Genomic DNA, 16,866 nt, shown 5'->3' with positions numbered 1-16,866 from the left:
ACGGAGCGCAGGGATGAACATGACGAATAAATTTGGCACATTCTCCCTGGCGTTGGCCGCCGCTGCGGCGGCTGCGCTCACCGGCTGTTCCACCTTCCAATCGCAACCGGCCGCGCCCGAGCCGGCGCCGGCGGTGGTCAGCAGCGTGACCGAAGCGCCGCCGGTGGTCACCGCCAGGATGGCCGCCGCACGCCAGCAACTGAGCCAGATGGTGGCGCTGCAGGACCGCCTGTACCGCGTCGCCGGCCCGCTGTTGATCAACAACGCGGACCTGTGCCGCAACCAGGCGCGCAACCTGCTCGGCTTCACCGCCAAGAACAAATACTCCTACTCCGGCGAATTCGTCGACGCCGCGCAAGCGGTGCTGAACTACGGCGACCGCCTGGAAGTGGCCAGCGTGCTGGCCGGCAGCGGCGCCGCCCGCGTCGGCCTGCGCAAGGGCGACGTGCTGGTGGCGGCCGACGGCAAGCTGCTGCCGGTGGGCGCCAACGCCGAAACCGAAGCGGCCGCCGTACTGGGCCCGCTGGTCGCCGCCAACAGGGTGCTGAACCTGACCGTCTCGCGCGGCGGCAGCAACCAGCAGCTGCGGGTGCCGGTCACGCGCGCCTGCGCCTTCAAAATCGACATCGGCAACGCCGACAACATCAACGCCTATTCCGACGGCCAGCGCGTGATGATCACGCGCGGCATGGTCAACTTCGCGCAGAGCGACGACGCCATCGCCTACGTGCTGGCCAAGGACATCGCCCACAATGTGCTGGGCCACGCCGCCACCACCAAGCAGGCCTACACGGTGGGCAGCATCATCGACAACCTGGTGGCGGTGCGCCCCGACCTGTCGATGTTGATCGGCACCGCCGGCGTCAAGCCGATGCCGCAGGAACTGGATGGCGCGGCCGACAACCTGTCGCTGTACATGGTGGCGCGCGCCGGCTACAGCGTCGAAGGCGCGCGCGCCTTCTGGCAGCGCCTGGCCACGCAGTATCCGGCCTCGGTGCTGAACGGCTATACCGCCAACCATCCCGCCGTGGCCTACCGCCTGGGCGTGATCGACAAGACCGTGTCAGCGATCCGCAGCAAGCAGTCGTCCAAACAGCCGCTGGTTCCGTAACTACCGGGAGAACGCCATGAACAAGTCCGGCCTGATCGCAATCGCCCTGATGCTGGCAGCCGGCTGGGCGCAGGCGGCGCAGTGGGTGCGCGTGGGCGGCAGCAAGACCGCCACCTACTACATCGACAAGGCCAGCGTGATCCCGGTCGACAAGACGCGCAAGGCGTGGTCGATGCAGACCTACACGCGCATGCAGAAGACGCCCGAGGGCAAGCTGTATAAGTCGGTGAAGATGCTGCACGTGTATGGCTGCGACGACCATACGACGACGCTGCTGGCACAGGTTTACTACCCGGAGGCGATGGGCAAGGGCGAGCCGGTGGAGAACTACAAGTTCGAGAAGTTCAATCCCGAGGACATCGTCCCCGACAGCCCGTTCGACGCCACGCTGGCGGCGGCCTGCAAGGGCTAGTTGGGGAAGTTCGGGAACACCGTCGCCATCAGCCAGGTCAGGCCGGCGCACAGCAGCACGGCGAAGATCAGCACGATCAACAATCGGCCGAATTTTGGGCTACCGTCGTCTTCCTTTTGAGGCATGTCCGTTCCCTGCAAGCTTTGATGAGCCGTAGTATATTCCATTCATGGACTCTATCGACCTCGAAGTATTGAAAACCAGCGCCGCGTGGATCGCGGCCGGGCGCCGTTGCGAACTGATCACCGTCATCAAGACCTGGGGCTCCAGCCCGCGTCCGGTTGGCGCCACCCTGGCCATCTGCGAAGACGGCACCGTGGTTGGCTCGGTGTCGGGCGGCTGCATTGAAGATGACCTGATCGCGCGCGTGCGCGACGAAGGCATCAGCCGCACCATTCCGGAAATCGTCAGCTATGGCATCACCGCCGACGAAGCGCACCGTTTCGGCCTGCCCTGCGGCGGCACCATTGAATTGTCGATCGAACCGCTGTCGGCCCATAGCCGCATCGACGAGCTGCTGGCGCGGCTGGAGCAGCATGAGCTGGTACAGCGCCGGCTGGATCTACGCAGCGGCGAAGTGGAACTGTCCAAGGCCGCGCCGGGCGCGCAGATGCAGGTCAGCGAGCAGGCCATGGTGACGCTGCACGGCCCGCGCTGGCGGTTGCTGATCATCGGCGCCGGGCAGCTGTCGCGCTTCCTGGCGCAGATTGCGCTGGCGATGGACTACAGCGTCACCGTCTGCGATCCGCGCGAGGAGTATCGCGCCGGCTGGCATGTCGACGGCGTGCAGCTGGTGCACGAGATGCCGGACGACGTGGTGCTGGAGATGAACCTGGACCACCGCAGCGCCGTGGTGGCGCTGACGCACGATCCCAAGCTGGACGACCTGGCGCTGATGGAAGCGTTGAAGTCGGACGCGTTCTACGTCGGCGCGATTGGTTCGCGCGTGAACAACAGCAAGCGCCGCGAGCGACTGCTGGAGTTCGACCTGACGCCGGAACAGCTGACGCGTTTGCACGGACCGATTGGGCTGTACATCGGCAGCAAGACGCCATCCGAAATCGCCATCTCCATTCTGGCTGAAATGACGGCGATCAAAAACGGTGTGCCGACCAACATGATCGTGCCCCACGCCGCCGCCCCCACCCAACCCGGCGATGCCGTCTGCGTGGTGGAAAGCGGCGCCGTTTAAACCCCGCACTGCGCTCCACAGGGGTCTGACCCCTTGGGGTCAGACCCCGCCTTATCCGGGTTCATGCGCGGCTTACTCGACGTTTGAATTCAAAAGCAAGAATCGGCTGGTTTGCTGCCCGGCGTTGAGCGACAATAGCGCGGCTGGGGCACGCCGCCCCGCACAACCCACCGGACCAACCCGCATGAGCACCACCAACCTCCTCCGCCTGATCCTGCTGGCCGCCATCTGGGGCGGCTCCTTCCTGTTCATGCGCATCGCCGCGCCGGTGCTTGGCGCCGCCGTGCTGATCGAATACCGCGTGCTGTTCGCCGCCATCTTCCTCGCCATCATCGGCATCTTCCTCAAGAAGAAACTGGACCTGGCCGCCAACTGGAAGCACTACCTCATCCTCGGCCTGTTCAACTCCGCCATCCCTTTCCTGATGTTCGCCTTCGCCGCCCGCACGCTGTCCGCCTCGCTGCTGGCGGTGCTCAACGCCACCACGCCGCTGTGGGGCACGCTGATCGCCGCCGTCTGGTCGCGCCACATGGTCAGCGCCAAGGTGCTGCTCGGCCTCGCGCTCGGCACCTGCGGCGTCGCGCTGCTGGTGGGCTTCGACCACGTCAGCTCCAAACCCGGCGCCGGCATCGCGATTGCGGCCGTGCTGTTCGCCTCCTTCAACTACGGCATCGCCAGCAACTACGCCAAGCAGGCCAAGGCGGTCGAACCGTTCGCCAACGCGCACGGCTCGATGTGGGCCTCGGCGCTGCTGGTGCTGCCGGCGGTGCCGTTCTTCCCGGCGCCGGGCGAGCCGACCATCGGCATCATGAGCGCGGTGCTCGCGCTGGCCGTGTTGTGCAGCGGCGTGGCCTACCTGATCTACTTCCGACTGATCCAGGACGTCGGCCCGTCGTCGGCACTGACAGTGACTTTCCTCAGCCCCCTGTTCGGCATTCTGTGGGGCGTGCTGTTCCTCGGCGAGACCGTCGGCTGGTACACCTTTGCCGGCGCCGCCATTGTCATCACCGGCACCGCGCTGGTGACCGGCTTCCGTCCGAGCTTCAGCCTGAAGCCGCGCTCCGCATGAAGCCCTTTCCCCTGCCGCTGCCGGCCGACTACCGGCTGCAAGACGTACTGGCCTTCCACCGCCGCGATACCGAAAGCATCGCCGAAGAAGTCAGCGCCGAACGCCTGCGCAAGGGCGTGCTGCTCGATGGCGTGCCGGTGGTGCTGGACATCGCCCTGCCGGCTGCCGGCGGCAAGGACGCCATCTGCACCGTGCACGCCGACGGCACACTGACCAAATCCGCGCAGCAGCAAGCGCGCGAAGCGGCGCTGAGCATCCTCGGCCTGCGCATCGATCCAGCGCCCTTCTCCGCCTTCACGAAAAAGGACAAACTGCTGGGCGCCCTCATACGCCGCCAGCCCGGCCTGCGCATCGTGCAATCGGCCACCGTGTTCGAGGCGCTGACGTGGGCCATCATCGGCCAGCAGATCAACCTGACGTTTGCCATCGCGCTGCGCCGCACCTTCATCCTGCAGGCGGGCCGCCAGCACAGCAGCGGCTTGTGGTGCTATCCCGATGCACACAGCGCCGCCGCGTTGTCGCTGGAAGACCTCACTACCCGCAAATTCTCGCGCGCGAAGGCCGAGACCCTGCTGCGCCTCGCGCAACTGGTGACGAACGGCGAACTGCAACTGGACGTCACGCCCGCCAACACCATCGAACAGATCTCGGCCGCGCTGCTGGCCGTCAAAGGCATCGGCCCGTGGACCGTCAACTACGGCCTGTTGCGCGGCTATGGCTATGCCGACTGCTCGCTGCACGGCGATGTCGCCATCCGCGCCGCACTGCAAACGCTGTTGGGCGAAGAGGCCAAGCCGGACATCAAACGCACCGAGCAAATCCTCGCGCAATACAGCCCGCACCGCACCATGGCTGCCGCCCACCTGTGGGCCAGCCTGCATCCGCGCGACGACCAGTAAAATCCGCTTGAACCTGACGCTACGTCAGGCTTTACGCTCTCTCCATCATCACCAAGGAGAGAGCCCATGCCACATCCCGCACCGCCCAAGCCCAGCGCCTGGATCACCGCCACCCTGCGCGCCGCGCACCAGCTGTACGACCAGCCGCTGATCCTGCGCGATCCGCTGGCGCTGCGCCTGCTCGGCGCCGAACGCGAAGCCGAACTGCGCGCCGACGCCCAGCGCCAGCAGCATCCGCTGGCCGCCGCCATGCGCGCCACCATGGCGGTCCGCGCCCGGCTGGCGGAAGACAGCTGGCACGAAGCGCATGCCAACGGCGTGCGGCAATACGTGATTCTCGGCGCGGGCCTGGACAGCTACGCCTACCGCGCCGGTTCCGCATCGGATGCCCACATCTACGAAGCCGACCTGCCGGCCATGCAGCAATGGAAGCGCGACTGCCTGCGCGCCGCCGACATCAAGGAGCCGGCCAACGTGCGCTACGCAGCCACCGACTTCACCGCGTCTGCGCTGCTGGAAGACCTGCAACAGCAAGGCTTCGACGCCGCGCGGCCGGCCTGCTGCTCCTGGCTCGGCGTCAGCATGTATCTGAAGCCCGATGAAGTGATGCGCACCCTGCGCGAGATCGCCGACTGCGCGCCCGGCAGCAGCATCGTGTTCGACTACTGCGTGCACCGCAAGCAGCTGAGCGACAACGAGCGTACCGGTCTCGATTTCGTCGCCGCCTCGCTGGCCGGGCAAGGCGAACATCTGCACAGCAGTTTCGAGCCGCAGCTGCTGGAACACATGCTGCGCCATCACGGCTTTCGCCAGATCGAGCATATCGGTCCGGAGGAATTGAGCGCGCGCTATGGCGCCAAGCTGAGTGGCATTTTCCGCATGATACGCGCGACGGTTTAAACTATGGGACATGGAAAAAAACGTACTGAAAATAGGTGAACTGGCGGCGCGCTCCGGCCTCACGGTGCGCGCGCTGCACCACTACGACAGCATCGGCCTGCTGACGCCATCGGCGCGCGCCGATTCCGGCTACCGTTTATACAACCGCGCCGACGTCGCGCGACTGCACCAGATCCAGGCGCTGCGCAAGTTCGGCATGTCGCTGGCCGACATCGGCACCTTCCTCGCCAGCGACGATGCGCAGTTTGCCGACATCGTCACCCAGCAGATCGCAGCGCTGGACCAGCAGATCAAGCAGGCCACCACGCTGCGCGAGCAGTTGAGCCGCCTGCAGCAGCAAATGCCGAGCGACGATGCGCCCGCGCTGGAGGACTGGCTCGGCGCGCTGGAACACATGAAACTGTACGAACAGTACTTCACGCCGGAAGAACTGCGCCGCCTGCCGTTCTGGCAGCAGAGCGCGCGCCGCAACGCCACCTGGCGCGCGATGGTGGCGGAGCTGCATTCGCTGATGGCGCGCGGCGTCTCCACCGACAGCGAGGAAGCCAGCGCGCTGTCGCAGCGCTGGATGGAAACGCTGGAGCGCGACACCGCCACCAATCCCGCCTTCGCGCACCGCATGACGCTGATGCTGCAACAGGAACACACCGAAGGCCGGCGCTCGCCGGTCACCGAGGAAATGAAGCAGTACATCGGCGCCGCCTTCAACGCGCGCAAGATGGCGCTGTATGCGAAATACCTCGACGAAGACGAGATGCGCTACCTGCGCGCCAACAGCCGCAAGCACACGCAGGAATGGATACTGCTGTTCATCAAGGTGCATCAGCAGATGGAGCAAGGCGTGCCGCCGGAGGACGCCTCGTCGCAGGCGCTGGCGCAGGAATGGATGACCTTGTTCCACGCGCGCGCCGGCAGCAATCCACAAACGCAAGCCAAAATCCGCCACGCCCACGAAAGCGAGCCGGAGCTGCTGAAAGGCACCTGGGTCAACCAATCCACCATCGCCTACATCCGCCAGGCCCTGTCTGCTTGCGGCTCCGTTTGATCCAGCATAAAGTGAAAGTCCAGTCACCGTTTTACGATGGTGCCCCATGGACGATCATCTGAACAACCTGTACCAGGCCGACTTCTACCGATGGCTGCACCATCAGGCGGCCTTGTTGCAGGCGCGTGATTTCGAGCGACTTGATCTGCCCAACCTCATCGAGGAAGTCGAATCCATGGGCAATAACAAGAAGCACCAGCTGGAGCATCGGCTGGAGGTGCTTCTGATGCACCTGCTGAAATGTCAGATGCAGCCGCAACGCATCACGCGTGGCTGGATTGGGACTATCGTCGAACAGCGCAAGCGCATCCGCAAGGCGCTGAAAAAGATGCCCAGCCTGCGCGCATCGTTGGACGCATCCATTGCCGAGGCCTATGAAGACGCAGTCGACTTTGCGGCGTTCGAAACCGGATTGCCCAAATCGTCGTTTCCAGCCGCGCCTCCCTACTCGACGACACAGATTCTGGATGAGGACTTCTTCCCATGAATGGCTTGTATCAGTCCGATTACTACGTCTGGGCACATCGTCAGGCCGGGCTGTTGCGTTCCGGAGACTTTGCACAACTGGATCTGGAGCATCTGGCGGCCGAAGTGCTCGACCTGGCGCAGCAACAGTGCAACGAGCTCAGTTGGCACGTCAACAAACTGCTGCATTACTTTTTGAAAAGCGCACTGTACCCGGAACGCGTGTCCGGCCGATGGCTAAGCAAGCTGTACCGGCATCGTCGCTGGATCAGAAAACTCGTGCACGAAATGCCAACGATGGCACCGCTGCTCGACGGCTACATCAACACCGCCTACGCCAAGACCGCCGAGCGCCTGACCGCCAAAGCCCGCCTCCCGCGCTCGGCCTTCCCCGAACAACTGGCTTACACCAAGGAGCAACTGCTCGAACAGGACTTCATGCCATGGACGACCATCTCGCCAACCTCTACGACACCGACGCGCTGATCTGGACCGAAACCCAGATCGCATTGCTACGCGCAGGAAAATTCGATCAGCTGGATGTGGAGAACATCATCTCGGAGCTGGGGTATCAAGTGCGAAAAGACAAACGCGAGGTGGCAAGCCGCTTGCACCGGCTGATAATGCACCTGTTGAAATATCAATTTCAGCCCGCGCGTATCTGCAATAGCTGGCGCCAGACGATCAAGACACAGCGCAATCAGATCGCCATTGTGCTGAACGAAATGCCCAGCTTGCGCGCGATGCTCGACGAATATGTCGTACATGCCTATCCGAGGGCGCTCAAGGATGCCGCAGCGGAAACGCACCTGCCCATTTCAGCGTTTCCAACAGAAATTCCCTACACCCTGAATCAACTGCTGGATGAGAATTTTCTGCCAGGCGAAAATGAAAAAGCCGTTGAACCTTAACGGTATCAACGGCTTTTGAATTTGGTTGCGGGGACAGGATTTGAACCTGTGACCTTCGGGTTATGAGCCCGACGAGCTGCCAGACTGCTCCACCCCGCGTCTGTGCCGTTATTATAGGACAGATCGGGCGATTAGGCAATATCAATCCCGGAAAGAAACGCGATAGATCGAATAAATGCTGAGTCCAGCCGGGCGCGGGCACGCCGTGCGGGCGGCAATCGGTGTAAAGTAAGAACAAACCGACTTGACCGATTGTTTATGAAATTCTGTTCCGAATGCGCCTCCCCTGTCAGCCTGAGCATTCCGGCTGGCGATAACCGTCCCCGCTACGTGTGCGGCAGCTGCGCCACCATCCATTACGAGAACCCGAAAATGGTGCTCGGCTCGATTCCTGTCTGGGAGCAGGACGGCGAACTGAAAGTGCTGCTGTGCAAACGCGCCATCGAGCCGCGCTACGGCTACTGGACGCTGCCGGCCGGCTTCATGGAAAACAACGAGACCACCAGCGAAGCGGCCATCCGCGAAACCCAGGAAGAAGCTGGCGCGAATATCAAGCTTGGCAAGCTGTTCACCTTGCTCAACGTCGCGCGCGTCCACCAGGTGCATATGTTCTATCTGGCCGAACTGCTCGACCTCGATTTCGCGCCCGGCGAGGAAAGCCTGGACGTGCGGATGTTCAGCGAAGCCGAGATCCCGTGGGACGACCTGGCCTTCCCCACCATCCGCACCACGCTGGAACTGTTCTTCGCCGACCGCGTCAATATCCGCGAAGGCGGCAGCTACGGTTTCCACACGCAGGACATCATCCGCAACATGCGCTCCGACATCGAACCAACGTGACGCAGTACGATGATTCCATGGCTTGACATCCACACACCGTTTCCCGACGTCGCCGAAGCGCTGACGGCGGAGGCGCCCGGCCTGCTGGCCGCCGGCGCCGACCTGTCGCCGCAACGCCTGCTGATGGCCTACCGCCACGGCATCTTCCCGTGGTTCTCGGAAGGCCAGCCCATCCTGTGGTGGAGCACCGATCCGCGCATGGTGCTACGGACCGACCACTTCCGCATCACGGACAGCCTGAAGAAGACCCTGCGCAAGGTGGAACGCAGCCGGCAGGAAGGCGGCCGCTGGCAGGTGCGCTTCGACAGCGCCTTCGAACAGGTGATGCGCAACTGCGCCGCGCCGCGACGCGACGGCCCCGGCACCTGGATCTCGGACGACATCATCGCCGGCTACACCGGCCTGCACCGCATGGGCTACGCGCACTCGGCCGAAGTCTGGCTCGACGGCGAACTGGTCGGCGGCGCCTACGGCGTCTGCATCGGCCGCATGTTCTATGGCGAATCGATGTTCGCGCGCGTCACCGACGCCTCCAAGATCGCCTTGTCCTACCTGGTGCGCTTCCTGCATGCCAATGGTGTAAGCATGATCGATTGCCAACAGGAGACCGGCCATCTGGCCTCGCTGGGCGCCGCGCCGATCCCGCGCGCGCAGTTCCTGGCGCATCTGCGCAACAATATTGACTTGCCCCAGATCACCGTATGGGAACCGGTTGCACCATTCGCCCCAGACAGTGTTAAGCTAACATAGAGACTCAACCACCGCCCGATAGGACGTGCATGACGCACCTGAACGACCTGCCTTTCGCGACGCTGCAGTTTTACACGACGGCGCCCTACCCTTGCAGCTATCTCGACGCGCGCCAGGCGCGTTCGCAGGTGGCCACGCCGTCGCACCTGATCAACGCGGACGTCTACTCGGAACTGGTGAAGAACGGCTTCCGCCGCAGCGGCATCTTTACTTATCGGCCATATTGCGACGGCTGCCAGGCCTGCATCCCGGTGCGCGTGGTGACCGATGAATTCAAGCCCAACCGCACCCAGCGCCGCGCCTGGAGCAAACACGGCAACCTGACCGCCGGCGTCGCCACGCTGTCGTTCTCCGACGAACACTACGACCTCTACCTGCGCTACCAGAGCCGGCGCCACGCCGGCGGCGGCATGGATCAGGACAGCCGCGACCAGTACGCGCAGTTCCTGCTGCAAAGCCGCGTCAACACCCGGCTGGTGGAGTTCCGCGAGCCGGACGGCACGCTGCGCATGGTCAGCATCATCGACGTGCTGTCGGACGGCCTGTCCTCCGTCTACACCTTCTTCGACCCGGACATGGAAGGCGCCTCGTTCGGCACCTACAACGTGCTGTGGCAGATCGAGCAGGCGCGCGAGCTGAAGCTGCCCTACGTGTATCTGGGCTACTGGATCAAGGAAAGTCCCAAAATGTCCTACAAGACCAACTTCCGGCCGCTGGAAGCGCGCATCAAAGGCGTATGGAGCGTGCTGGACGTTTGATAAAATACGGGCGACCACCAACCTGAGCGCCCCATGTCCGAAAAATTCCTGTATTCCCTGGCCCGTCCGCTGCTGTTCTCGATGGACGCCGAAGCCGCCCACCACTTCACCCTGCCTGCACTGAAACGCGCCGCCGCGCTGGGCCTGACCAAGCTGGTCAAGCAACCCCAGGCCGATCCGCGCACGGTGATGGGCATCACTTTTAAAAATCCGGTCGGCCTGGCTGCCGGCCTGGACAAGGACGGCGCCTACATCGACGCGCTGGCCGACCTCGGCTTCGGTTCGATCGAAGTGGGCACCGTGACGCCGCGCGCGCAGCCGGGCAATCCGAAGCCGCGCATGTTCCGCCTGCCGGAAGCGCACGCCATCATCAACCGCATGGGCTTCAACAACGGCGGCGTCGATGCCTTTGTCGCCAATGTGCAGGCTTCGCGCTTCTACCAGGACAAGGCCGGCGTGCTGGGCCTGAACATCGGCAAGAACGCCGACACGCCGATCGAACGCGCCACCGACGATTACCTGCACTGCCTGGAAAAAGTCTATCCGTATGCCAGCTACGTCACCGTCAACATCTCGTCGCCGAACACCAAGAACCTGCGCCAGCTGCAAGGCGGCTCGGAACTGGACGGCCTGTTGAGCACGCTGAAGGACGCCCAGCTGCGCCTGGCCGACCAGCACAAGCGCTACGTGCCACTGGCGCTGAAGATTGCGCCGGACATGGACGGCGACCAGGTCAAGAACATCGCCGACGCGCTGATCCGCCACAAGATCGACGGCGTCATCGCCACCAACACCACGCTAAATCGCGACGCCGTCACCGGCATGCTGCACGGCGCCGAAGCGGGCGGCCTGTCGGGCGCGCCGGTGTTCCAGTTCTCCAACACCGTGATCCGCCTGCTGAAGGCCGAGCTGGGCGACGCCCTGCCGATCATCGGCGTCGGCGGCATCATGCAAGGCCTGGACGCGCGCATGAAGATGGAATGCGGCGCGCAACTGGTGCAGCTGTATAGTGGCCTGATCTACGCCGGCCCGGCGCTGATCCGCGATTGCGCGGATGCGGTACGCGGCCACTAACCGGAGCAAGGCATGCAGAAGGTACAACTGGGCAACAGCGATCTCCACGTCACCAAGGTCTGCCTCGGCACCATGACCTGGGGCGAGCAGAACACCGAAGCGCAAGCGCACAGCCAGCTCGACTACGCCTACGAGCGCGGCATCAACTTCATCGACACGGCGGAAATGTACCCGGTGATGGCGCGCGCCGAAACCCAGGGCTCGACCGAACGCTACATTGGCACCTGGCTGAAGAAGACCGGCTTGCGCGACAAGGTGGTGATCGCCACCAAGGCGGCCGGTCCGAACGCCAGCGTGACCTGGATACGCGGCGGCCGCGCGCGCAACTTCGACGCCGCCAACCTGAAGGCGGCGGTGGACACCAGCCTGCAGCGCCTGCAAATCGAGCATATCGATTTATACCAATTGCACTGGCCAAGCCGTAACGTGCCCATCTTCGGCAACAACGTCTTCCATCCGAAGCAGGAGCGCGACTGCGTGGCGATCGAGGAAACGCTGGCGGCGCTGGGGGACCTGGTCAAGGCCGGCAAGATCGGCGCCATCGGCGTCTCCAACGAATCGTGCTGGGGCGTGAACGAGTTCATCAAGCAGTCCGAGATGAAGGATCTGCCGCGCATCGCCACCATCCAGAACCTGTACAACCTGACCGCGCGCCACTACGAAACCAGCCTGCTGGACGAGACCTGCTACCGCGAGAACGTCAGCCTGCTGGCCTACAGCCCGCTGGCGTTCGGCCAGCTGACCGGCAAGTACCACGATGATCCGAAGGCGCACGGCCGCCTGACCGTCTTCCCGCCGACCTGGAGCCCGCGCTACCTGCGGCCGGCGACGGTGGCCGCCACCGCGCGCTACGTGCAGCTGGCGCGCGACAATGGCCTGACGCCGACGCAACTGGCGCTGGCATGGTGCTATTCGCGCTGGTTCGTGGCCTCGACCATCATCGGCGCCACCAGCCTGGAACAGCTGAAGCACAACATCGACGCCTACGACATCGTGCTGCCGCTGGACGTCATCAAGCAGGTGGACCAGATCCACGCCGAGATCACCAATCCCGGCCAGTAACTCCGCGTATTTTCGGGCTGGCGCCAGCGTCGCCGGCGCGCGCGGCACTCCCCCTTTTCCTCCTCCGGACGCCAGTTCGTGGCGCTCCCGCAACGCGCACGGCACGTCCCGCCTGGCCATATGCCACTTTCGCGCACGATTGGCTGTACTGTAACAACATTATTCAAAATTCATATATCTTAATTGCTAACGATTCGTGGGCATTATCCTTGCCGCCCTATAAGATTTCAGCATTAAACATCCCTTGAAGAAAGATAGTCACCATGTTTACACGCCGTACAGCTCCCCGTTTCGCCCTTGCTCCTTTACCCCAAGCCCTGCTGTTGGGCGGCCTGATGGCGGCGACTATGCACGCCGGCGCGCAGGAAAGCGCGACGGACGGTGAACTGCAATCGGTGGTGGTGACCGGCACCTATGCCAAAAACCGCCGCACCGTCGATTCGGAATCGCCGATCGACATCATCGGCGCCAAGGAACTGCAAGCCAGCGGCTCGACCGAGCTGGCCACCGTGCTGGGCCGCGTGCTGCCATCGCTGAACTTCCCGCGCCCGTCCGGCGCCGATGCATCCGACGCGGTGCGTCCGGCGCAGCTGCGTGGCCTCTCGCCCGATCAGGTGCTGGTGCTGGTCAATGGCAAGCGCCGCCATACCTCGTCGGTGGTCAACGTCAACGGCACCCAGGGCCGCGGTTCGGCGCCGGTCGACCTGAATGCGATTCCGCTGTCGGCCATCGACCACATCGAGGTGCTGCGTGACGGCGCCGCCGCCCAGTACGGTTCCGATGCGATCGCCGGCGTCATCAACATCATCCTGAAAAAAGGCGCCAGCGGCGGCGAGGCCGAAATCGGCTGGGGCGAATACCAGAAACGCGATGGCCGCCAGCGCTCCGTGCGCGCCTCGGGCGGCCTGCCGCTCGGCGAAAACGGCTGGGTGCGCATCGCTGTCGATGCGGCCGACCGCGATCCGACCAACCGCGCCGGCGCCGATTTCCGCAATCCGGCCGAGCCGCTGTACGGCACCGTCACGCAGCGCTTCGGCGATCCGGAAACCAAGCCGGCCTCGCTGTTCCTCAACAGCGAATACCGCGTCACCGACGATATCGACTGGTACGCCTTCGTCAACTACGGCCAGCGCGACACCTCGGCGGCCGCCACCTGGCGTACCGCCTTCAACGGCACCGCACTGCGCTCGCCGCTGTTCCCGCAAGGCTTCCTGCCGCTGGAAAACAGCCGCTCGACCGACAGCTCGCTGGTCACCGGCCTGCGCGGCGAAGCCAGCGGCTGGCGCTGGGACTTGAGCCTGAACTACGGCGAGAACGAATTCAAGCTGAACCTGGATAACACCGTCAACCAGGACCTGGGCGCCGCCAGCCCGACCCACTTCTACGCCGGCCGCCTGAAAAACTCGGAAACGCTGGTCAACTTCGACGTCGCCAAGGACTTCGCGGTCGAGGCCTTCAGCGGCCCGGTCACGCTGGCGCTGGGCGCCGAGTACCGCACGGAGACCTACGAAATCGGCGCCGGCGATGTGGCGTCGTACAGCGGCACCGGCGCGCAGGGCTTCTCCGGCTTCCGTCCGGTCAACGCCGGCAGCAACAGCCGCGACAACAAATCGATCTACGCCAACGTCGAAGCGGAAATCACCAAGCAGTTCTCGGCCTCGGGCGCGCTGCGTCACGAACGCTACAGCGATTTCGGCAACACCACCTCGGCCAAGGGTTCGGCCCGCTACGCCTTCAACGAGGCGGTATCGCTGCGCGCGACGGCCTCGTCCGGCTTCCGCGCACCATCGCTGGCGCAGCAGTTCTACACCATCACCACCACCAATTTCTCGGTGGTCAACGGCGTGAACACGCCGATTGAAACCGGCACCTTCGCGGTGGGCAGCGCCGCCGCCACCGCGCTTGGCGCCACGCCGCTCAAGGCAGAGAAGGCCCGCAACTACAGCCTCGGCCTGGTGGTACAGCCCAGCCGCAACTGGACCACCACGGTGGACGCCTACCGCATCAACATCGACGACCGCATCGCGCTGTCGGCGAATATGACGCTGAATCAGACGTTGAAAAACGCGCTCGCTTCGCAAGGCATCCTGGTGGGCGCCGGCCGCTACTTCACCAACGCCATCGACACCCGCACCACCGGCGTCGACGTGCTGAGCACCTACCGCTGGGACACCCGCGACTACGGCCGCTTCGACTTCACCGGCGCCTACAACCACAACAAGACCGACGTCGAAGGCGTGAAGGCCAATCCGGCCATCCTGACCGCCAACGGCCTGACGCTGATCGACCGCCAGACCGTCAATCGCCTGACCGTCGGTTCGCCGAAGGACAAGTTGAGCCTGACGACCGACTGGACTATCAGCAACTGGGGCCTGCGCGCCGTGGTCACGCGCTACGGCAGCTTCACCGTACCGCAGAACAATGCGACGCTGGACCAGACCTACGATCCGCAATGGACGCTCGACCTGTCGGGCAACGTCAAGCTGGGCAAGAACTGGCGCCTGACGGCCGGTGTGGACAACGCCACCAACCGCTACCCGGACCAGGTGACGTCGGCGGGCAATTTGAATACCAACGGCATCTACCCGTACAGCGGCTGGGCGCCGAACGGCTTCAACGGCCGCTACTACTACGCCAAAGCCAGCTACACCTGGTAACCCGCACGGCGGCGAGCTGGGGTCTGACCCCGTACGGGGTCAGACCCCGGTGTGCCCGGGTTTAGCGCAGCAGCTCAAGCCACCGCCAGCCGCCGCAGCATCGGTTTTGCTGGCGGCGGGGTCCCCGCCAGCTTAAACACACTCACCGCCTGCGCCAGCAAATCCGCCTGATCGCGCATACTCTGCGCCGCCGCAGCGGCCTGTTCCACCAGCGCCGCATTCTGCTGCGTCACATCATCAATCGACACAATCGCCTGATTCACCTGCTCGATGCCCGTGCTCTGCTCGCTGCTGGCCGCGCTAATCTGATGCATGATCTCCGCCACCTGCTGCACCGACTGCACAATACCCTGCATCGTCGCCCCCGCCTGGCTCACCAGCGCCGCCCCCGCATCCACGGTCTCCACCGACCGCCCGATCAACTCCTTGATCTCCCTGGCCGCCGATGCCGACCGCTGCGCCAGGTTGCGCACCTCGGACGCCACCACCGCAAAGCCCCGGCCCTGCTCACCCGCACGCGCCGCCTCGACCGCCGCATTCAGCGCCAGAATATTGGTCTGGAACGCAATGCCATCAATCACGCTGATGATGTCGACAATCTTGCTGGAACTTTCCTTGATCGCGCCCATGGTGGTCACCACCTCGCCAACCACCTGGCCGCCCTTGGTGGCGTAATCGCTGGCCGCCACCACCAGCTTGGTGGCCTGCCGCGCGTTCTCGGCATTCTGCGTAACGGTTGAAGTCAGCTCCTCCATCGACGACGCCGTCTCCTCAAGGCTGGACGCCTGCTGCTCGGTGCGCGACGACAGATCCAGATTGCCGCTGGCGATTTCATTCGACGCCGTGGCAATCGTATCCGTGCCCGAGCGCACCTGCCCCACCGTGCGCGCCAGCGCATCGTTCATGTCGATCAGCGCGCGCAGCAGCTGGCCGGTCTCATCGGTGGTATTGCACTCCATGCGCATGGTCAGATCGCCGCCGGCCACCGCCTGCGCCATGCCCACCGCGCGGTTCAGCGGCTGTGTGATGCTGCGCGTGATCACATATAGCACCCAAGCCGCCAGCGCGGCTGCCACTATCGTCAGCACGATCATCGTGGTGCGCGAACTGGAGTACGACCGTTCCGCCACCGCACTGGTCTCCTCGACAGCGGCGATCTGATACTTGACCATCTCGGTCAAGGCGTTCAGGTAAGCGGTCTGCTCCTTGCGCACCGTGGTCAGCAGATACTTGACCGACTCGTCGCGCTTGCTGTCGTCGGTGGACATCTTCAGGAAAGCGCTCTGCACCACCACGTATTTTTCCCGCGCATCGAGCACGGCTTGCAGCTTGGCCTTGCTTTGCGGGTCTTCATCGTCGGCAATCAACTTGCCCAGCTTGTCGAGCCGCTCGCCGTTTTCCACGCGCCGTTTCTCCACACGCTCCAGCTCGGCCTTGACCACCGCCGGATCGGTCGACAACATGGCGTTGCGCATAGCGCGGGCCACGTCGTTCAGACCGCCTATCGTTTCGTAAGCCAGTATGACCTTGGGAACTTTATCGACAGCGAGATCCTTGGTATTGCTATTGAGCTTGCCAAGATTGCCGATGCCTTCGACGGCGATGCCGATCATGAAGATGATGGCCATGCCCAGACCGGCTGCCAGACGGTAGCCGATTTTCCAATTACCGATACCCATGTGCGCTCCCAGTGTTGGTTGCAGGGATTCAGTATATGGTCA

At 64.0% G+C, this 16,866-nt stretch carries 18 protein-coding genes and 1 tRNA gene; 16 read left to right on the top strand and 3 right to left on the bottom strand.

The window, feature by feature from the left end; all coding sequences use genetic code 11:
* The first annotated feature begins 19 nt into the window (after positions 1 to 19).
* Together GJ695_RS03045 and GJ695_RS03040 are read left to right on the top strand one after the other, a co-directional pair.
* On the top strand, positions 20 to 1,111 hold the full coding sequence (locus tag GJ695_RS03045) for a M48 family metallopeptidase (RefSeq protein ID WP_229260310.1): 1,092 nt from the start codon (positions 20 to 22) through the stop codon (positions 1,109 to 1,111).
* Between the two features lie 16 nt (positions 1,112 to 1,127).
* The gene (locus GJ695_RS03040; protein ID WP_154362140.1) at positions 1,128 to 1,523 is read left to right on the top strand and encodes a surface-adhesin E family protein; all 396 of its coding nucleotides are present in this window, start codon (positions 1,128 to 1,130) and stop codon (positions 1,521 to 1,523) included.
* Here GJ695_RS03040 and GJ695_RS30345 read toward each other — a convergent pair.
* Positions 1,520 to 1,648, bottom strand: a complete 129-nt coding sequence (locus tag GJ695_RS30345; RefSeq protein ID WP_267874237.1) for a hypothetical protein — start codon at positions 1,646 to 1,648, stop codon at positions 1,520 to 1,522. The genes GJ695_RS03040 and GJ695_RS30345 overlap by 4 nt on opposite strands.
* A gap of 44 nt (positions 1,649 to 1,692) precedes the next feature.
* Between GJ695_RS30345 and GJ695_RS03035 the strand changes: the two genes are divergently transcribed.
* The 8 genes from GJ695_RS03035 (at position 1,693) to GJ695_RS03000 (ending at position 8,004) form a co-directional block, all read left to right on the top strand.
* A complete protein-coding gene (locus GJ695_RS03035) occupies positions 1,693 to 2,715 on the top strand; it encodes an XdhC family protein (protein WP_154362139.1) in 1,023 nt (340 codons plus the stop codon).
* 184 nt (positions 2,716 to 2,899) lie between these two features.
* Positions 2,900 to 3,784, top strand: a complete 885-nt coding sequence (locus GJ695_RS03030) for a DMT family transporter (RefSeq protein ID WP_154362138.1) — start codon at positions 2,900 to 2,902, stop codon at positions 3,782 to 3,784.
* Entirely contained in the window at positions 3,781 to 4,683 is a 903-nt protein-coding gene (locus tag GJ695_RS03025; protein WP_154362137.1) for a DNA-3-methyladenine glycosylase 2, read from the top strand. The genes GJ695_RS03030 and GJ695_RS03025 overlap by 4 nt, the downstream gene beginning before the upstream one ends.
* 66 nt (positions 4,684 to 4,749) lie before the next feature.
* Positions 4,750 to 5,583 carry a class I SAM-dependent methyltransferase gene (locus GJ695_RS03020; protein ID WP_154362136.1) on the top strand — a complete coding sequence of 278 codons (834 nt, stop codon included), beginning with the start codon at positions 4,750 to 4,752 and terminating at the stop codon, positions 5,581 to 5,583.
* A gap of 10 nt (positions 5,584 to 5,593) precedes the next feature.
* A complete protein-coding gene (locus GJ695_RS03015) occupies positions 5,594 to 6,628 on the top strand; it encodes a MerR family transcriptional regulator (RefSeq protein WP_154362135.1) in 1,035 nt (344 codons plus the stop codon).
* A gap of 46 nt (positions 6,629 to 6,674) precedes the next feature.
* Positions 6,675 to 7,115 carry a DUF29 domain-containing protein gene (locus tag GJ695_RS03010; RefSeq protein WP_154362134.1) on the top strand — a complete coding sequence of 147 codons (441 nt, stop codon included), beginning with the start codon at positions 6,675 to 6,677 and terminating at the stop codon, positions 7,113 to 7,115.
* Complete coding sequence (locus tag GJ695_RS03005; RefSeq protein WP_154362133.1) at positions 7,112 to 7,579, top strand: DUF29 domain-containing protein; 468 nt, start codon at positions 7,112 to 7,114, stop codon at positions 7,577 to 7,579. The genes GJ695_RS03010 and GJ695_RS03005 overlap by 4 nt, the downstream gene beginning before the upstream one ends.
* Positions 7,537 to 8,004 (top strand): DUF29 domain-containing protein, encoded by a 468-nt coding sequence (locus GJ695_RS03000; RefSeq protein ID WP_154362132.1) that lies wholly within the window; start codon positions 7,537 to 7,539, stop codon positions 8,002 to 8,004. The genes GJ695_RS03005 and GJ695_RS03000 overlap by 43 nt, the downstream gene beginning before the upstream one ends.
* A 22-nt stretch (positions 8,005 to 8,026) precedes the next feature.
* Here the strand turns inward: GJ695_RS03000 and GJ695_RS02995 are convergent.
* Positions 8,027 to 8,103: transfer RNA gene (locus GJ695_RS02995), tRNA-Met, on the bottom strand.
* A 159-nt stretch (positions 8,104 to 8,262) separates the two neighbouring features.
* Between GJ695_RS02995 and GJ695_RS02990 the strand changes: the two genes are divergently transcribed.
* The 6 genes from GJ695_RS02990 to GJ695_RS02965 all read left to right on the top strand — a co-directional run bounded on the left by GJ695_RS02990 (position 8,263) and on the right by GJ695_RS02965 (position 15,145).
* A complete protein-coding gene (locus GJ695_RS02990; RefSeq protein ID WP_154362131.1) occupies positions 8,263 to 8,844 on the top strand; it encodes an NUDIX hydrolase in 582 nt (193 codons plus the stop codon).
* Between the two features lie 9 nt (positions 8,845 to 8,853).
* Positions 8,854 to 9,594, top strand: coding sequence for a leucyl/phenylalanyl-tRNA--protein transferase (gene aat, locus GJ695_RS02985; RefSeq protein ID WP_154362130.1), 741 nt, complete (start codon positions 8,854 to 8,856; stop codon positions 9,592 to 9,594).
* Between the two features lie 29 nt (positions 9,595 to 9,623).
* A complete protein-coding gene (locus GJ695_RS02980; protein WP_154362129.1) occupies positions 9,624 to 10,352 on the top strand; it encodes an arginyltransferase in 729 nt (242 codons plus the stop codon).
* A 33-nt stretch (positions 10,353 to 10,385) separates the two neighbouring features.
* Complete coding sequence (locus tag GJ695_RS02975; protein ID WP_154362128.1) at positions 10,386 to 11,426, top strand: quinone-dependent dihydroorotate dehydrogenase; 1,041 nt, start codon at positions 10,386 to 10,388, stop codon at positions 11,424 to 11,426.
* Between the two features lie 12 nt (positions 11,427 to 11,438).
* Positions 11,439 to 12,488 (top strand): aldo/keto reductase, encoded by a 1,050-nt coding sequence (locus tag GJ695_RS02970; protein ID WP_154362127.1) that lies wholly within the window; start codon positions 11,439 to 11,441, stop codon positions 12,486 to 12,488.
* Between the two features lie 335 nt (positions 12,489 to 12,823).
* Positions 12,824 to 15,145 carry a TonB-dependent receptor plug domain-containing protein gene (locus GJ695_RS02965; RefSeq protein ID WP_229260311.1) on the top strand — a complete coding sequence of 774 codons (2,322 nt, stop codon included), beginning with the start codon at positions 12,824 to 12,826 and terminating at the stop codon, positions 15,143 to 15,145.
* 74 nt (positions 15,146 to 15,219) lie between these two features.
* Here the strand turns inward: GJ695_RS02965 and GJ695_RS02960 are convergent, their stop codons facing one another.
* On the bottom strand, positions 15,220 to 16,824 hold the full coding sequence (locus tag GJ695_RS02960; RefSeq protein WP_154362125.1) for a methyl-accepting chemotaxis protein: 1,605 nt from the start codon (positions 16,822 to 16,824) through the stop codon (positions 15,220 to 15,222).
* Positions 16,825 to 16,866: the final 42 nt, after the last annotated feature.

The sequence above is a fragment of the Duganella alba genome (assembly GCF_009674495.1).
Taxonomy (GTDB): Bacteria; Pseudomonadota; Gammaproteobacteria; order Burkholderiales; family Burkholderiaceae_D; genus Rugamonas; species Rugamonas alba.
Note: the sequence above shows the minus strand (reverse complement) of the source record. Positions and strands in the feature narration are given on the sequence as shown.

What these genes read in the sequence shown, in the direction of transcription:
- GJ695_RS03045 (WP_229260310.1), top strand. Translation starts at nt 20, where the DNA reads ATGACGAATAAATTTGGCACATTCTCCCTGGCGTTGGCCGCCGCTGCG.
- GJ695_RS03040 (WP_154362140.1), top strand. Translation starts at nt 1,128, where the DNA reads ATGAACAAGTCCGGCCTGATCGCAATCGCCCTGATGCTGGCAGCCGGC.
- GJ695_RS30345 (WP_267874237.1), bottom strand. Translation starts at nt 1,648, where the DNA reads ATGCCTCAAAAGGAAGACGACGGTAGCCCAAAATTCGGCCGATTGTTG.
- GJ695_RS03035 (WP_154362139.1), top strand. Translation starts at nt 1,693, where the DNA reads ATGGACTCTATCGACCTCGAAGTATTGAAAACCAGCGCCGCGTGGATC.
- GJ695_RS03030 (WP_154362138.1), top strand. Translation starts at nt 2,900, where the DNA reads ATGAGCACCACCAACCTCCTCCGCCTGATCCTGCTGGCCGCCATCTGG.
- GJ695_RS03025 (WP_154362137.1), top strand. Translation starts at nt 3,781, where the DNA reads ATGAAGCCCTTTCCCCTGCCGCTGCCGGCCGACTACCGGCTGCAAGAC.
- GJ695_RS03020 (WP_154362136.1), top strand. Translation starts at nt 4,750, where the DNA reads ATGCCACATCCCGCACCGCCCAAGCCCAGCGCCTGGATCACCGCCACC.
- GJ695_RS03015 (WP_154362135.1), top strand. Translation starts at nt 5,594, where the DNA reads ATGGAAAAAAACGTACTGAAAATAGGTGAACTGGCGGCGCGCTCCGGC.
- GJ695_RS03010 (WP_154362134.1), top strand. Translation starts at nt 6,675, where the DNA reads ATGGACGATCATCTGAACAACCTGTACCAGGCCGACTTCTACCGATGG.
- GJ695_RS03005 (WP_154362133.1), top strand. Translation starts at nt 7,112, where the DNA reads ATGAATGGCTTGTATCAGTCCGATTACTACGTCTGGGCACATCGTCAG.
- GJ695_RS03000 (WP_154362132.1), top strand. Translation starts at nt 7,537, where the DNA reads ATGGACGACCATCTCGCCAACCTCTACGACACCGACGCGCTGATCTGG.
- GJ695_RS02990 (WP_154362131.1), top strand. Translation starts at nt 8,263, where the DNA reads ATGAAATTCTGTTCCGAATGCGCCTCCCCTGTCAGCCTGAGCATTCCG.
- aat (WP_154362130.1), top strand. Translation starts at nt 8,854, where the DNA reads ATGATTCCATGGCTTGACATCCACACACCGTTTCCCGACGTCGCCGAA.
- GJ695_RS02980 (WP_154362129.1), top strand. Translation starts at nt 9,624, where the DNA reads ATGACGCACCTGAACGACCTGCCTTTCGCGACGCTGCAGTTTTACACG.
- GJ695_RS02975 (WP_154362128.1), top strand. Translation starts at nt 10,386, where the DNA reads ATGTCCGAAAAATTCCTGTATTCCCTGGCCCGTCCGCTGCTGTTCTCG.
- GJ695_RS02970 (WP_154362127.1), top strand. Translation starts at nt 11,439, where the DNA reads ATGCAGAAGGTACAACTGGGCAACAGCGATCTCCACGTCACCAAGGTC.
- GJ695_RS02965 (WP_229260311.1), top strand. Translation starts at nt 12,824, where the DNA reads ATGGCGGCGACTATGCACGCCGGCGCGCAGGAAAGCGCGACGGACGGT.
- GJ695_RS02960 (WP_154362125.1), bottom strand. Translation starts at nt 16,824, where the DNA reads ATGGGTATCGGTAATTGGAAAATCGGCTACCGTCTGGCAGCCGGTCTG.